The following is a 15865-nucleotide window of genomic DNA, read 5'->3' as shown; positions in this document are numbered from 1 at the left end:
GGCATGCATGCCCTGGCCGACGAACGGGTGCGGAGCGTCCCGCCGTGAGGGCGAGACGGATCGGCCCATTGGCAAGGGCAGTACCGGCACTGCGACGGTTGGTCATCGACGAACGCCACAAGGCGCACGCGCGCTGCGGTGTCTTGCTTGAATCGCAGGGTCATGGACGGCCGTGACGGCAAGACGCAGCGGGGAGTGATGGCAAGGCTGGCTCCTGCGCGACAGCCGTTGCAGCAAGTAGCGACGGGACGCCTCGCCGAAAGCGTCGTTGCTGGTGAACCGGTTGAGTGAATCAATCAGCGAGCACAGATCGTCGGTCAGCCCGTCGCTGGCAACTGTCGCCGTAGCAGAAGACAGGTGCGCATGACCGAAGAACAGGCATGCATTCCACGCCCGAAGACAGGTCTTTTTGATCAATCTGCGACCGGCTCCGGATTGTGTTCGTCAGTGCACGACCGGAACCAAAAAGAGTTTTGCGCAGCCATCGAATCCCGTCGCGAAAGATTTCCGGACTGACAATGGAATGCCATCGCCACGCGCGGGCATGCAGCCACGCACCGTGGCAATGCCGTGCGGGGCTTTAAATGAGAACTGCGTTATTACTTGCAAGTGATCCATCGTCGCGTTCAGACGCTGCACCGTTGGCAGTTTCATCCTGCGGAGGATTGCCCGAAGCGATAACTGCAGTCAGGCAACACGCGCAGCAACGCGCAGGCATCAGCAACTTTTGCGATTGGCGGCCTGGCAGATGCAATCGCCGCCGCAGCATCGAACGCATCGAGCGTTGCGACGCATGACATCACGATCAAAGCCCTGTCACCCTCTGCCCGCACCGCGGCGTCCTCGCCATCCCGGTGCTCGGCGCCGCTGCAAGTCTTGCGCCGAGGTGGGTCACACGTACATGCCCGGCCACAGCGGGTGCCGCGGCGGCCACCAGCAACGCCACCGCTGCTGCGAACGCCCGGTCGGCGCTGGTGCCGCCGCGTGACCGCGCGCGCGCCATCGGCCGCAGCAGTGCCTGGCAGCGCCTTTTCGGCGCATGGATCGACGCCATTGCGGGCGCTCGGGTCCATTCAAGCGCCGGCGCGGCCTACAATATGGGCTGCTCCGCTTTGATATCCCCCACCGATGGCCTCTGATCTCCTGCCCGTGCGCCGGGCCCTGCTCTCCGTTTCCGACAAGACCGGCCTGATCGATCTGGCCCGCGCGCTGGCAGCGCGCAATGTCGCGCTGCTGTCCACCGGCGGCACCGCCAAGGCGATCCGCGAGGCGGGCCTGCCGGTCACCGACGTCGCCGAGCTGACCGGTTTCCCGGAGATGATGGACGGCCGCGTCAAGACCCTGCACCCGCTGGTGCACGGCGGCCTGCTCGGCCGCGCCGGCATAGACGAAGCGGTGATGGCCGAACACGGCATCGTGCCGATCGACCTGCTGGTGCTGAACCTGTATCCGTTCGAATCGGTGACCGCCAAGGCCGACTGCACGCTGGCCGATGCGGTGGAAAACATCGATATCGGCGGCCCGGCGATGCTGCGCAGTGCGGCGAAGAACTTCGCCCGCGTGGCGGTGGCCACCGACCCGGCGCAGTACGCCGAGCTGCTGGCCGAACTCGACGCCAACGACGGCCAGCTGTCGGCGGCCAGGCGCTTTGCGCTGTCGGTGGCCGCGTTCAACCGCGTGGCGCAGTACGACGCGGCGATCAGCAATTATCTGTCGGCGGTGGCCGACAGCACTGAAAACGTACCCACGCGCAGCCCGTTCCCGGCGCAGATCAATTCCAACTTCGTCAAGGTGATGGACCTGCGCTACGGCGAGAACCCGCACCAGGCCGGCGCGTTCTACCGCGACCTGTATCCGGTGCCGGGCACGCTGGCCACCTTCCAGCAATTGCAGGGCAAGGAACTGAGCTACAACAACCTGGCCGATGCCGACGCGGCGTGGGAATGCGTGCGCCAGTTCGATGCGCCGGCCTGCGTGATCGTCAAGCACGCCAACCCCTGCGGTGTGGCGGTGGGCGTGGCCTGCGGCGATGCCTACGAGCTGGCCTATGCGACCGACCCGACCAGCGCCTTCGGCGGCATCCTGGCCTTCAACAAGACCCTCGACGCGGCGACCGCCAAGGCCATCCTGGATCGCCAGTTCGTCGAGGTGCTGATCGCACCGGACTACGAGCCGGGCGCGCTCGACTATGCGACCAAGAAAGCCAACGTGCGCGTGCTCAAGATCCCGCACGGTAACGGCCTCAACAACTACGACACCAAGCGGATCGGCTCGGGCCTGCTGATGCAGTCGTCCGACAACCGCGGCATGTCGCTGGGTGAACTGAGCGTGGTCACCCAGCGCGCGCCCAGCGAGGCCGAACTGGGCGACCTGCTGTTCGCCTGGCGCGTGGCCAAGTACGTCAAATCCAACGCGATTGTCTACGCCAAGGACCACCGCACCATCGGTGTGGGCGCTGGGCAGATGAGCCGCGTGGTCAGCGCCAAGATCGCCGCGCTCAAGGCCGAAGAAGCCAAGCTCACGGTGGCCGGCTCGGTGATGGCATCGGATGCGTTCTTCCCGTTCCGCGACGGCATCGATGCCGCCGCTGCGGCCGGCATCAAGGCGGTGATCCAGCCCGGCGGCTCGATGCGCGATGGCGAAGTGATCGCCGCCGCCGACGAACACGGCATCGCGATGGTGTTCACCGGCGTGCGGCATTTCAGGCACTGACGTGCCGGGATTCGGGAGTGGGGATTCGGGAGTGGCAACGTCGCTCTGGTCTCTCCTGTTTCCGGTCTCTGCCTTGCTTCAACCAATCCCCAATCACGACTCCCCAATCTCGGCACTCAAATGAAAATCCTCGTCATCGGCTCCGGCGGCCGTGAACACGCCCTGGCCTGGAAGATCGCGCAGTCCGCGCGCGTGAGCGAGGTGCTGGTGGCACCCGGCAATGCCGGCACTGCGACCGAAGCCAAGTGCCGCAATGTCGCGATCAAGGTCGACGACCTGGATGGCCTGCTCGCGCTGGCGCAGCGCGAAGCCGTGGCGCTCACGGTGGTCGGCCCGGAAGTGCCGCTGGTGCTGGGCGTGGTCGACCGTTTCCACGCGCTGGGCCTGCGCATCTTCGGGCCCACCGCCAAGGCCGCGCAGCTGGAGGGCAGCAAGGCCTTCGCCAAGGATTTTCTGGCGCGCCATGGAATCCCCACCGCGTACTACGCGGTGCACACCGAGGTAGACGCCGCGCTGGCCTACGTGCGTGAGAAAGGCGCGCCGATCGTGGTCAAGGCCGACGGCCTGGCCGCCGGCAAGGGCGTGATCGTGGCGATGACGCTGAGCGAGGCCGAAGACGCGGTGCGCGACATGCTCTCGGGCAATGCGTTCGGCGATGCCGGCGCGCGCGTGGTGATCGAGGAATTCCTCGATGGCGAAGAAGCCAGCTTCATCTCGATGGTCGACGGCACCCACGCCTTGCCGATGGCCACCAGCCAGGACCACAAGCGTGTCGGCGATGGCGACACCGGCCCCAATACCGGCGGTATGGGTGCGTACTCGCCGGCTCCGGTGGTCACGCCCGAGGTGCACGCGCGGGTGATGCGCGAGGTGGTCGAGCCGACCGTGCAAGGCATGATCGCCGACGGCGTGCCGTTCACCGGCTTCCTGTACGCCGGGCTGATGATCGATGCGCATGGCGCGCCCAAGGTGATCGAGTTCAACGTGCGCTTCGGCGACCCGGAGACCCAGCCGGTGATGCTGCGCCTGCAGTCGGACCTGGTGGATCTGCTGGACGCCGCCATCGACGGCAAGCTCGACACCGCGCAGGCGCAGTGGGACCCGCGCCCATCGCTGGGCGTGGTCATCGCCGCCAGGCCGTATCCCGAAGCCCCGATCACCGGCGAGGTCATCAGCGGGCTGGACGCGGTGCCGGCCACCGCCAAGGTCTTCCATGCCGGCACCGCGTTGAATGCAAACGGTGAGGTGGTTAGTGCCGGTGGCCGCGTGCTCTGCGTGGCCGCATTGGGCGACAGCGTGCTGGAGGCGCAGCGCAACGCCTATGCCGGCCTGCAGCCGATCCACTGGGCCAGCGCCTTCCAGCGCAGCGACATCGGCTGGCGTGCGATCGCCCGCGAGCAGGGCGCACAGGCCTGAGCGGCCTGCCTAAGGCACTTGCGACAACGCGGCTACTGACAAAGAACTAGCCGCCCTCCACCCCGATGGCGCGTGCCTGCGGCAATAATGCCCGGGCACCTTGCCTTGCAGAGACTGTGGCCACTTCTTCCTTCGAAACCCGCCTGAGCCGCCTGTGGGCCCATGAAAAGGCCAGCTATGGCCTGCGTGTGTTCATCGCGCTGGCGGTGGCAATGGGCGTGTGCTGGCACTGGCAGCAGCTCACCGCGGTGCCGGCGCTGTTCCTGGGCGCGATCGCCAGCGCCATCGCCGAGACCGACGACAACTGGCTGGGCCGCATCAAGTCGGTGCTACTGTCGCTGCTGTGTTTTGCCGCTGCTGCCGCGTCGGTGGTGCTGCTGTTTCCGTATCCGCTGGCGTTCGTGACCGGCATGGCGGTTGCGACCTTCTCGTTGACCCTGCTCGGCGCGCTGGGCGAGCGCTACGCCTCGATCGCGCAGGCCACCGTGGCCTTGTCGATCTACGCCATGATCGGCATGGACCAGCACGGCAGCCACGATCCGTCGATCGCCTGGCATGGCGCCGCACTGCTGCTGATCGGCGCCACCTGGTACGGCGTGCTGTCGATCCTGTGGACCCTGCTGTTCGCCAATCGCCCGGTGCGCGAGCGGCTGTCGCGGCTGTTCTTCGAGCTGGGCCGGTATCTCAAGCTCAAGGCCGACCTGTTCGAACCGGTGCGGCAGAGCGACCTGCACGCACGTCGGCTCGCGCTCGCCGAACAGAACGCCAAGGTGGTCGGCGCGCTCAACGCCGCCAAGACCGCGATCATGAGCCGCTTCGGCCGCTCGGGGCGGCCGGGCGTGCAATCGGGCCTGTATTTCCGCCTGTACTACATGGCGCAGGAATTCCACGAGCGCGCCAGCTCCTCGCACTATCCCTACGAAGCGCTGACCGACGCGTTCTTCCACAGCGACGTGCTGTACCGCTGCCAGCGCCTGCTCGCGCTGCAGGGCAAGGCCTGCGCCGCGTTGGGCGAGGCGATCCGCCTGCGCCATCCGTTCGATTACGGCGACAACAGCCGCCTGGCCACCGAAGACCTGCGGCAATCGCTGGACTATCTGCACGCGCGTGCCGACCCCGCACTGGCGCGTCTGCTCGGCGCGCTGGAATTGCTGGTGACCAACCTGCAGAGCATCGAGCGCAAGCTGTCAGAAGCGGCGCAATCCGATTCCACCAGCGACAACCTCGACACCCGCCTGCGCGACTCCTCGCCGCACACCCTGCGCGAAATGGCCGCGCGTCTGATGCAGCAACTCACTCCCGGCTCGGTGCTGTTCCGCCACGGCCTGCGCATGGCCATCGCGCTGGTGGTCGGCTACGCCATCATGCAGTCCATTCATGCCGACAACGGCTACTGGATCCTGCTCACCACCGCCTTCGTGTGCCGGCCCAATTACGGCGCCACCCGCCTGCGGCTGGTGCAGCGCATCGCCGGCACCCTGATCGGCCTGGTCGCCACCTGGGCGCTGATGCAGCTGTTCCCCGGCACCGAAGTGCAGCTGCTGCTGGCGCTGGCCGCCGCGCTGATCTTCTTCATCACCCGCACCGATCGCTACATGCTGGCCACCGCCGGCATCACCGTGATGGCGCTGTTCTGCTTCAACCTGCTCGGCGATGGTTTCGTGCTGATCTGGCCACGCCTGATCGACACGCTGATCGGTTGCGCAATCGCCGCGGCCGCTTCGTTCCTGATCCTGCCGGACTGGCAGGGCCGCCGCCTCAACCAGGTGATGGCCACGGTGCTGGCCAGCTGCGCGCGCTATCTGGCCCAGGTGCTGGAGCAATACGCCAGCGGCATGCGCGACGACCTGCCCTACCGCATCGCGCGCCGCGACATGCACAACGCCGATGCCGCGTTGTCGGTGGCCTTGTCCAACATGCTGCGCGAACCCGGCCGCTATCGGCGCAACCTGGATGCGGGCTTCCGCTTCCTGGCGCTGTCCAACACCTTGCTCGGCTATCTGTCTGCGCTCGGCGCGCACCGCGCCGCACTCGATGGCGAACACGATCCCGCCATCGCGCAGGCCGGCGACTACCTGCAGCGCGCGCTGGGCGAAATCGCCACCGCCTTGCGCGAACGCCAGCCGCTGCCGGCGCACGACGAAAGCCAGGAAATCGCCACTGCCGAAGCGCTGGAGCAGCATGCCGTGCAACTGCCGCCCAAGCAGCGCCTGGTGCGCGACCAGCTGGCACTGACCCTGCGGCTGCTGCCCAAACTGCGCGCCGCTGCCGTGGCAGTCACCAGCGCGCCGGCAGAGGGCGCACCGCGCCTGGCAACCAGCAAGGCCTAGTGCGTCGTCGGCGGTGCGCGTGCACGGTGCGCATGCACGCCGCGCAGCCACTGCCGCATCGATGTGGGCGGCGATGCCGACGCACCGCGATGCGCGCGCAGGCCACTTGATCCGGTAGCCGCGGCGCCGTTCCGGCAGCCGCACCTACTTCCAGTGCTTGCGCGCCACGCTCAGTCCCACCCAGCCCAGTGCCGCCACCGCCAGCACCGCCCCACCGATCACCACACCGTTCCAGCCGGCCTGCGCATATGCCGCCGTGCCCAGCGTGGAACCCACCGCACCGCCGATGAAGTAGCAGGTGATGTAGGCCGAGGTGATGCGATTGCGCGCGTTCGGATTACGCTGGTAGATCACGCTCTGGTTGGCGATGTGCACGCCTTGCACCGCGATATCCAGCAGCAGCACGCCGACGATCAACAGCGCGATCGACTGCGGCGCGAACGCCAGCAATCCCCACGACAGCAGCAGCATCACCAGCCCGCCCCAGCTGACGCGGTCGCCATGGCCGTGATCGGACCAGTGACCGGAACGGTTGGCCGCCAGCGCGCCGGCCGCACCGATCAGGCCGAACAGCCCGATCACCGCCGTGCCATAGCCATACGCAGGCCCGGACAACAGGAACGCCAGCGTGGTCCAGAACATGCTGAAGCCGGCAAAGATCAGCCCGCCCAGCACCGCACGCGAGCGCAACACCGCATCGTCGCGCAGCAGCGTCAGCACCGAACCCACCAGCTGCGGATACGACAGCTGCGCATTGCCCGGGTGCCGCGGCAGCCCGCGCCACAGCAGCCAGGCGGTGACCAGCAACAGGCCGGAGGCGATCCAGTACACCGTATGCCAGCCGCCAACGCCGGCCAGCACCCCGGCCGCGGTGCGCGCCAGCAGGATGCCCAGCAACAGGCCGCTCATCACCGTGCCGATCACCCGCCCGCGCTCGTGCGGGGCGGCCAGGGTCGCGGCAAACGGCACCAGGATCTGCGCCGCCACCGAACTGGCACCGGTGACGATCGTGCCGGCCAGCAACATGCCGAAGCTATGCGAGGCGGCGCTTACCAGCAGCCCCAGCGCACTGAGCACGAACAGGCCGACGATCAGCCCGCGCCGCTCCAGCCGGTCGCCCAGCGGCACCAGCAACAGCAGCCCCGCCGCGTAGGCCAGCTGCGCAGCGGTCACCACCGCCCCGGCACTGCGCACCTGGATCCCGAACGCCTGCGCCAGCGTCTCCAGCAAGGGCTGGGCGTAGTAGTTGCTTGCCACCGCCAGCCCGGTGGCGGCGGCCATCAGCAGCACCAGTCGGCGCGGCAATGGCGGGTGGGCAATCGGTTCGACGGTCATGGCAGGTGCCTGCTGTAGGAATGGGCGCAGTGTGGGCAGCGACGCGGCATCTTTCCAATGTATTGTTTTCACCGTGTCCATCGCGTTTGGAGATCGCATGCTGACCCTGCGCCAGCTGGAGTTCGCCGTGGCCGTGGCCGAGGAAGGCGGCTTCACCGCCGCCGCACGCCGGTGCAACACCGTGCAATCGGCGCTCAGCCACCAGGTCGCCAAGATCGAGGAATCCCTCGGTGCGCGCCTGTTCGAGCGCGGCACCCGCCAGGTGCGGCCCACCGCGGCCGGCGAGGTGTTTCTGCACAACGCCCGCGCCACCTTGCGCGCGGCCGAACGCCTGCACGAGGAAATGGCCCAGGCCCTGGGCACGGTGCGCGGCCGGCTCACGCTGGGGCAGATCTCCTCGCTCACCACCGTGCAGCTGCCGACGCTGCTGCGCGCCTTTCGCAGCGCGCATGCGCGGGTGGACGTGCACCTGCGCACCGCCATGAGCGAGGCCCTGCTGCACGACCTGGGCGAAGGCCGGCTGGATGTGGCCCTGGTCGGCGTCGGCCCGCATGTCGCGGTGCCGGAACAGCGGCTGCTGCTGCACGAAGAAGCCCTGGCCTTGATCGTGGCGCCCACCCATCGCTTCGCCACGCGCAAGCGGGTGGCGCTGGCCGAGCTGGACGACGAACCGATGGCCGGGCTGATCGCCGGCGCCGGCGTGCGCGGCATCGTCGATGCGGCCTTCGCGCAGGCCGGCCTGCGGCAGCGCCAGCAATACGAGGTCACCCATGCCGATCTGATGCGCGAACTGGTCGCCGCCGACCTGGGCGTGGGCATCGTGCCGCAGACCATGGCCACGGCCATGCGCGGGGTGGTGACGGTTGCTCTGAAGGAGCGCTTCGGCTTTCTGACCTATGCGGTGTGGCGGCCCGATCCCACCCCGGCCGCACGGGCCTTTATGGCGTTGCTGCGCGCCCAGGCCGCGCGACGTGCGTCATCGGCACGCGCGCCGCGCTGAGCCCATCGGCATGCACCAGCGCGCCGTGGAAGCCTGCTAGGCTGCGCGCGTTCGCAAAGGAAACTGCATGTCCGGTCACAGTCAGTTCGCCCTGCTCAGGCAGCGCCGCTTCTTGCCGTTCTTCGCCGTGCAGGCGTTGGGCGCGTTCAACGACAACGTCTATCGGCAGGCCATCATCGGCCTGTTGTTCTACCTGGGCATCGATGCGGCGCAGCGCACGCTGTACACCAATCTGGCGCCGGCACTGTTCATCCTGCCGTACTTCCTGTTCTCCGCGCTGGCCGGGCAGATCGCCGAAAAGCTGGAAAAGCAGAAACTCATCGTGATCACCACCACGATGGAGATTGCGATCATGTCGCTGGCGGCGGTGGGGTTTGTCACCGAAAACATGGTGATCCTGCTGGTCGCGCTGTTCTGCACCGGACTGCAGTCCACGCTGTTCGGGCCGGTGAAATATTCGATCCTGCCCTCGGTGCTGAAACCGGAGGAACTCACCGGCGGCAACGGCCTGGTCGAGATGGGCACCTCGATCTCGATCCTGTGCGGCATGATCTTCGGCGGGCTGATCTTCCAGATCGCCGGCAGCCACGGGCCGGTCGCCGCGGCCACCGCAGTGATCGCGATTGCCGTCACCGGCAACCTGGTCGCGCGGCTGGTGCCCAAGGTCGATGCCGGCGTGCCCGAGCTGAAGATCAACTGGAACCCCATCCCCGAATCGCGCGCCATCATGCGCCTGACCCGGCGCACGCCGGCGGTGCGCAACGCCGTGCTCGGGGTGTCGTGGTTCTGGTTCGTCGGCACCGTGCTGACCGCGCAGCTGCCCACCTACGCACAGGTCAATCTTGGCGGGCAGCAGGATCTGTACGTGTTCGCGCTGGCGCTGTTTTCGATCGGCACCGGTGTCGGCTCGCTGCTGTGCGAGCGGCTGTCCGGACGCACCGTGGAAATCGGCCTGGTGCCGCTGGGCGCGTTCGGCATCAGCGCATTTCTGCTGGACCTGTACTTCGCGCGTCCCGGTGTTGCACCGGCCACCGATCTGTCGATCGGCCAGTTCGTGCAGCAGGCCGGCAGCGTGCGCCTGATCGTGGACCTGGTCGGCATCGGCCTGTTCACCGGCTTGTTCGTGGTGCCCTTGTTTGCGCTGATCCAGAGCCGCACGCCCAAGGCCGAACTCTCGCGCGTGATCGCCGGGCTCAATATCCAGAATTCGTTGTTCATCGTCACCGCCGCCATCATCGGCATCGCGCTGCAGCTGCCGCAGCTGGTGCTGTTCGGCGTGCGCATTCCGCTGCCGGGCCTGAGCATTCCGCAGGTATTCCTGGCCCTGGCGCTGGCCAATACGCTGGTGGCGCTGTGGATCTTCACCCTGGTGCCCGAGTTCCTGATGCGCTTTCTCAGCTGGGTGCTGGTGAGCGTACTGTACCGGCTACGCACGCGCGACATCGACCGCCACGTGCCCGACGAAGGCGCCGCGTTGCTGGTCTGCAACCACGTCAGCTACATGGACGCGCTGATCCTGTCGGCGGTGATTCCGCGCCCGGTGCGCTTTGTCATGTACTACAAGATCTTCCGCATTCCGGTGATGCGCTGGATCTTCCGCACCGCCAAGGCGATCCCGATCGCCGGCGCGCGCGAAGACCCCGCGCTGATGCAGCAGGCCTTCGACCGTATCGATGCGGCGCTGGCCGACGGCGAGCTGGTGTGCATCTTCCCCGAAGGCGCATTGACCCGGGATGGCGAGATCGCGCCGTTCAAGTCGGGCGTGGAAAAGATCCTGCAACGCCGCCAGGTGCCGGTGATTCCGATGGCGCTGCGTGGCATGTGGTCGAGCATGTGGAGCCGCCGCGACACCCGCCTGGGCCGCATGCGCGTGCCGCGCCGGATCCGCGCGCATATCGAAGTGGCCGCCGGCCCAGCGGTTCCCGGCGACGCGGCGACCGCCGCGCTGCTCGAACAGCAGGTCCGTGCACTGCGCCAGGATCAACCGTGACTGCGGCCAGCGCGGGCTTTGCGTCCGCCGCGCGCCGCGAGTAGCCTGTGCGCCATTGCACGCATTGCCGCCGCGCTCGCCTAGCGGGCGCGACAAGAAGGACCGGGGGAAGTCGTCGTACGCCACATCACCGTGTCAGACGCGTTCGCCGTGATCGGTGGACGCTGCCTGCGCGGCCCATCGCTGCCTTCCCCACGCGCTGCAACATCTCGCTGTTGTTTACCACCCAAGGAGCTTCACCATGAGTGCCATCCCACCGCCGATCCACCCCTCGCCCAGCGCCGCACCGGGCCCGATTCCCAATCACCTGATCTGGGCGATCGTCTCCACCGTACTCGGCTTCTGCCTGTGCTGCCCGGCCCTGATCACCGGCATCGTGGCGATCGTGTTCTCCAGCAAGGTCAACGGCCTGCTCAACCAGGGCGACATCGACGGCGCACGGCGTGCCTCCAACACCGCCAAGACCTGGTGCATCGTGACCAGCGTGCTGGCCGTCATCGGCCTGCTGATCAACATCGGCATGGTCGCCACCGGCGGCATGCAGGGCTACATGGACTACATGCAGCAGTTGCAGCACATGCAGTAATGGAACTGCGTCCACGCCACTGGCTTGGACTCGGGGCGGCCACCAGCGTGGCCGCCTTCGGCGTGTCGCTGCTGTATCGCTTCGATCCGAACGCGAGCAACAGCCCGTTCCCGCCCTGCGTGTTCCGTGCCGTGACCGGCTGCTACTGCCCCGGTTGCGGCATGACCCGCGCGCTGTATGCGCTGGTGCACTTCGATCTGCCCGGCGCCTTCGCCATGAACCCGGCCGCCGTGCTCGGCCTGTTCACCCTGCCCGGCCTGATTGCCTGGAAAGCCGGCTGGCGCGCGCGCTGGTTCGCACCGGTGGTGGCAGTGATGTCCGAACCGAAGTTCTGGTTGTGGGCATTGCCGATGTATTGGATTGCCAGGAATTTGCCTTGGTACCCGTTTACCTTGCTGGCACCGGGTTAGCAGGTCGCGAACAGCCGCGCGATCGAAATCAGGCTGCGCGCCTACCGCACCCAGCCGGCAATCACCAGCAACGCCAGCACCACCATCCACAGCAGCAGCACGCGCCAGACCAGGCTCATCGCATCGCGCACCTCCGGCAGCCGGCGCCAGACCGGCACCAGGCCCGAATCGGTGTAGTCGTGGGCTTCCTCGCGCAGCTCGGCGCTGACGCTGGCACGCGCCACCGCACCGAGAAAATGCGGCTCCAGCGACCAGCGGTTGCCATGCGCCTGCCGCCAGGCACGGAACACCGTGTCGAAATTGCCCACCAGCGCCATCGACACGGTGATCAACTGCGCCACCGGCCATTCCAGCGCGGCCAGCAGCCAGCGCGCGCCGGCTAGGTTGCGCGGCGGCAGCAGCACCGAGAGCGGACTTTCCACCGCCAGCGCCGTCAGCCGATACAGCACCGCGCCGAACGGCCCCAGCAGCAAAAACCACCACAGCACCGCAAACCAACGCCGCAATCCATTGACCACCACCGCTTCCACCAGCGACGGCGCATCCTCGTGCACGCTGCCGCCGGCGGCCTGCAGCTGCGCGATCGCATCGCGGCGCGCGCCCGGTTCGTCGGCATCGATCACCGCTTCCACATCGCGGTCCAGATCGCGCGGCCCCCAGGTCCAGGCCAGCACCGCCACGCCGAACAGCAAGGCCCAGAACCCGCGCCAGACATCGCCCAGCAGCCATTGCAGCAGCACGACCACCAGCAAGGCCGGCAACAGCGCCAGCACCACGCCATAGCGCCCCTGCCACGCACCGCGCCCGGCGGCATGGCTGTCCAGCCGGCGCAGCCACTGGCCGAACCATTCGAAACGCCGCAGCCGCGCTACCTGGGCAGGCGCCAGGTGGCCCAACGCAAGTGCGACGACGACAGCAACCAGGGTGGTGAACATGGGTGGGCCTCCTCAGCCGAGTCTAGCCGAGCCGATGCAGGCGCACCCGATCCGCCTGCGCTGCAGCGCCCGCCCCGGCTCAGCCATGCGCGCGATGCCAATGCTCGATCAGCGCCCGCGCGATGGAAATGCGCGGCGGCAGCCCGATCTGGCCTTCGCCGGCCAATGCCGCGGTGACCTCGGCATGGCTGACCCAGCGCGCGTCTTCCAGTTCACCGGTGACCTGCGGCACCTCGCTTGCCGCAGCGCGCGCGGTGAAGCCCAGCATCAGCGCACCCGGGAACGGCCACGGTTGCGCGCCCAGATAGCGGCAGTCCTGCACCTGCACGCGGGTTTCCTCGAACACCTCGCGCGCCACGGTCTGCTCCAGCGACTCGCCGGGTTCGACAAAGCCGGCAATCACCGAATAACGCCCCGGCGCCCAGCTTGCCTGCCGCCCCAACAGCAAGCGCGCGCCATCGCTGACCGCCACGATGATCGCCGGGTCCACGCGTGGGTAATGCTCGGTCTGACATTGCGTGCAATGGGCGATGAAGCCGGCCCGGCGGAACGCGATCGCCCCGCCGCAGACGCCGCAGAAGCGCGTGCGCGACTGCCAGTGCAGCATCGCGCGCGCGTAAGCGAACGCGGTAGAAATGTCTGCCGGCCAGTCGGCGGCGGCCTGGCGCAGGTCGATGCGCTGCGGCGCTTCCACACCGAGCACATCGGATGGCAGGCAGAACCAACCGACGTCATCGCGCAGCCCAAGAAAGATCGCCCCGTCCGGCCCGTCGCCAAGCGCGGCACCGTCCATCAGCAGCGGCTGGCCATCCGCATCGGCCAGCGCAGTGCCCTTGGCATCGAGCAGCAGCACGCGGCCTTGCGGCCACAGACGCGCCAGCGCAGCGGGATCGTCACGCAACAGATCGCCACGATCCAGCGGCGCATGAGTGAAGGCAAAACCGGAGGTTGAAAAAGAAGACTCTGACATCGGCGCAAGCCTGCCGATAATCGGCATCGCCCGCAAGCAGCGCACCACAGATGCAGGCCCGCCCGGCGGCGCGCGTTCAGACGTCGACACCACCTGGCGCCCGCCGGGCGGTCATGAGCGCGTCACATTGCGCGCCACATCGCAGAGCAGGCCACGTGCGATCGACATGTGCTGCAGCCAGCCGGGTCCGAATCCCGGCATCTTCAGCCCTGTCGCCGGTGACAGCGACAAGGCTCCATCGCAGGGCGAGGCGTCCAGCGCCGATCCTGGACGCGCTGATCATCCAGCGCTGTCAGCGACACCCCATCCCGGCCTCAGCGCTGCTTGTCCAGCAGCTGATGCCGTACGGCGACGATGCACGGTTCGTTGGTGGTCAGATGCACGAACGCCGAGTTGTCGTTGGGGTCGCCACTGCCGATATCGACCAATGCTGCCTGGGTGCTGCCGCGATGCTTGAAAGCCGCAATCGCGGTCACCGCATTCTTCAGCGGGATGGTGGCGTCGTTGGACGAACCGCATAGCAGCGTCGGCGTCTGCGGCGCCCAGTCCAGCAGGTCGTTGCGTGCCAGATCCTTGCGGAACGGATTGCCGGGGTTGCTGGCAAAATCGCGATAGAACCCGGGCTGGAAGTACGCCTTGAGCTGGTCGATCCCGGGCAGCGTATCGCCCAGAACCAGATCGGTCAGGCCCAGCTTGCCGGGGAACAGCGCCTCGACCCGGGCCGCCCACGGATCCTGAAACACCTGCCCGGCCGCCAGATAGATATTGCGATACGTGTGCTGCATCGCGACGATCGCGTAGCTGCCCAGGATGATGCCGAAGCTGCTTTCGCCGACCGCGTTGCTCCCGCTCCAGCTGTCCACGAAGGTCTGCTCCAGCGCGTAGGGCCCGGAGATCGGCGCGCTGGCAACCAGATGAAACTCCCTGGACAGATGCGCTTCGATTTCCCGCTGGGTTGCCAGTGCGGCATGGCCGCCTTGCGAATACCCCGACAGCATGACCTTGCCGGATAACGGCGTCTTCAAGCGCTGCAGCACGCTGCGTGCCGCGCGCAGGGCATCGATCGTCGCACTGGCCTCGGTCGCGCTATGCAGGTAGGGATGGAAGCCGTAGCTGGATTGACCGAGCCCCAGATAATCGCTGCTGACCACCACATAGCCCTGACTGGCCAGACGTGTGACCAGCGGGTCGTCGCCCTTGGCGTCACGGATGTCCTTGGCCTGCTCCTCGTTGCGGATCGTCGCTGTCGACCGCCCCCAGCCCAGCAACGGATGCGGCCCGCTGCAACGCTCGCCGCCTGGAATCAGCACCACGCCCGACGCAGTGGCCGGCTCGCCATCGACACCGACGGTGGCATAGGTGAACTCGGCCACGCGCACGTTGCATCTGGGCTGTTCGGCCTGCGGCTCGGAGGTGAGCAACGCGGCAATCGCATCACGGGTGTAGCTGGTCAGGAAGTTGCTGCTGAGCAAGCTGCCGCGTGCGGGCGATGCCTGCGCGCTGGGTGCAAGCACTGCGCTGGCGATACCAAGCATGGCCAGCAGGCCCAGCGTCGATCGGGATCTGATCTGCAACATGGTGAGGCGTCTCTCGTGGATGACTGCAATGGGCAGGGGACTGGCGTGTCGAAGGATCGAGATCCGTTGCGCGATCAACGTCCGCGGGCTGGGCGGCGCGGTGACTGCGCCATGGGGTGGGATCGGCGCGGTGCGCGGTACGCTCGGTCAGCGCAGTGGCGACCGCCAGCACGCGTCACGCAAGGCAAGACGCGATGCATGAATCCAAATCGGCATGTGCTGGCACCAGCGCTGGGCATGCGTGCAGTATCGCCATCGCCGCACGCGGCCCAGCTCGCGCGCACGAAGCTTGCGCGCGCATGGCGAACCCCGCAGCAGGCAAATGTTCACTGTGCGTTGGACATGTACATCGATAGCGCGTGGCGCTTCGCCAGTGCATCGGCGAGCATCTGCGCAGTGCATGGATCACATAGATCGGCGTTTGAAAATCCGCCCGGATGCGGTGTCGTTGACCCGCAACACGCGTCGCACCAAGAGTCATACAGCGCGCGCAAGCGGCGCACAGCGTGAGGCCGTATCGACACGCTCACGCGGCTGCCGCTATTACTGCACCATGTCAAACCTGAAAACGTCGCAGGCAGCAGATTGCCCGCGACTCGACCGC

At 67.4% G+C, this 15865-nt stretch carries 12 protein-coding genes; 7 read left to right on the top strand and 5 right to left on the bottom strand.

The window, feature by feature from the left end:
• Positions 1-102 precede the first annotated feature (102 nt).
• On the bottom strand, positions 103-417 hold the full coding sequence (locus tag ABQ039_RS02475; RefSeq protein WP_126962403.1) for a hypothetical protein: 315 nt from the start codon (positions 415-417) through the stop codon (positions 103-105).
• 711 nt (positions 418-1128) lie between these two features.
• On the opposite strand from ABQ039_RS02475, the gene purH reads away from it, so the two are divergent.
• From purH to yccS, 3 genes are all read left to right on the top strand, one after another.
• On the top strand, positions 1129-2712 hold the full coding sequence (purH, locus tag ABQ039_RS02470) for a bifunctional phosphoribosylaminoimidazolecarboxamide formyltransferase/IMP cyclohydrolase (protein WP_184615871.1): 1584 nt from the start codon (positions 1129-1131) through the stop codon (positions 2710-2712).
• A 120-nt stretch (positions 2713-2832) separates the two neighbouring features.
• Positions 2833-4128, top strand: a complete 1296-nt coding sequence (gene purD, locus ABQ039_RS02465; protein ID WP_104569176.1) for a phosphoribosylamine--glycine ligase — start codon at positions 2833-2835, stop codon at positions 4126-4128.
• A gap of 116 nt (positions 4129-4244) precedes the next feature.
• Positions 4245-6458, top strand: a complete 2214-nt coding sequence (gene yccS / locus ABQ039_RS02460) for a YccS family putative transporter (RefSeq protein WP_349778108.1) — start codon at positions 4245-4247, stop codon at positions 6456-6458.
• Between the two features lie 144 nt (positions 6459-6602).
• Here the strand turns inward: yccS and ABQ039_RS02455 are convergent, their stop codons facing one another.
• Positions 6603-7793 (bottom strand): MFS transporter, encoded by a 1191-nt coding sequence (locus ABQ039_RS02455; RefSeq protein WP_016904528.1) that lies wholly within the window; start codon positions 7791-7793, stop codon positions 6603-6605.
• 97 nt (positions 7794-7890) lie between these two features.
• On the opposite strand from ABQ039_RS02455, the gene ABQ039_RS02450 reads away from it, so the two are divergent.
• From ABQ039_RS02450 to ABQ039_RS02435, 4 genes are all read left to right on the top strand, one after another.
• Complete coding sequence (locus tag ABQ039_RS02450; RefSeq protein ID WP_349778107.1) at positions 7891-8793, top strand: LysR family transcriptional regulator; 903 nt, start codon at positions 7891-7893, stop codon at positions 8791-8793.
• A 67-nt stretch (positions 8794-8860) separates the two neighbouring features.
• Positions 8861-10783, top strand: a complete 1923-nt coding sequence (locus ABQ039_RS02445; RefSeq protein WP_349778106.1) for an MFS transporter — start codon at positions 8861-8863, stop codon at positions 10781-10783.
• Positions 10784-11024: 241 nt separating this feature from the next.
• The gene (locus tag ABQ039_RS02440; RefSeq protein WP_016902410.1) at positions 11025-11369 is read left to right on the top strand and encodes a CD225/dispanin family protein; all 345 of its coding nucleotides are present in this window, start codon (positions 11025-11027) and stop codon (positions 11367-11369) included.
• Positions 11369-11779 carry a DUF2752 domain-containing protein gene (locus tag ABQ039_RS02435; RefSeq protein ID WP_024938182.1) on the top strand — a complete coding sequence of 137 codons (411 nt, stop codon included), beginning with the start codon at positions 11369-11371 and terminating at the stop codon, positions 11777-11779. Before ABQ039_RS02440 ends, ABQ039_RS02435 begins: the two co-directional genes overlap by 1 nt.
• A gap of 41 nt (positions 11780-11820) precedes the next feature.
• Here the strand turns inward: ABQ039_RS02435 and ABQ039_RS02430 are convergent, their stop codons facing one another.
• The 3 genes from ABQ039_RS02430 to ABQ039_RS02420 all read right to left on the bottom strand — a co-directional run bounded on the left by ABQ039_RS02430 (position 11821) and on the right by ABQ039_RS02420 (position 15261).
• Positions 11821-12714: a cobalamin biosynthesis protein gene (locus ABQ039_RS02430; RefSeq protein WP_349778105.1), complete on the bottom strand. Its 894-nt coding sequence runs from the start codon at positions 12712-12714 to the stop codon at positions 11821-11823.
• A 79-nt stretch (positions 12715-12793) separates the two neighbouring features.
• Positions 12794-13684: an NAD(+) diphosphatase gene (gene nudC / locus ABQ039_RS02425; protein WP_039531650.1), complete on the bottom strand. Its 891-nt coding sequence runs from the start codon at positions 13682-13684 to the stop codon at positions 12794-12796.
• Positions 13685-13998: 314 nt separating this feature from the next.
• Positions 13999-15261 carry a lipase family protein gene (locus ABQ039_RS02420; RefSeq protein ID WP_349778104.1) on the bottom strand — a complete coding sequence of 421 codons (1263 nt, stop codon included), beginning with the start codon at positions 15259-15261 and terminating at the stop codon, positions 13999-14001.
• Between the last annotated feature and the right edge of the window lie 604 nt (positions 15262-15865).

This window comes from Xanthomonas sp. WHRI 6108, assembly GCF_040202385.2.
GTDB lineage: Bacteria > Pseudomonadota > Gammaproteobacteria > Xanthomonadales > Xanthomonadaceae > Xanthomonas > Xanthomonas arboricola.
The sequence above is the reverse complement of the archived record's forward strand: the minus strand, read 5'-3'. Positions and strand labels throughout refer to the sequence as shown.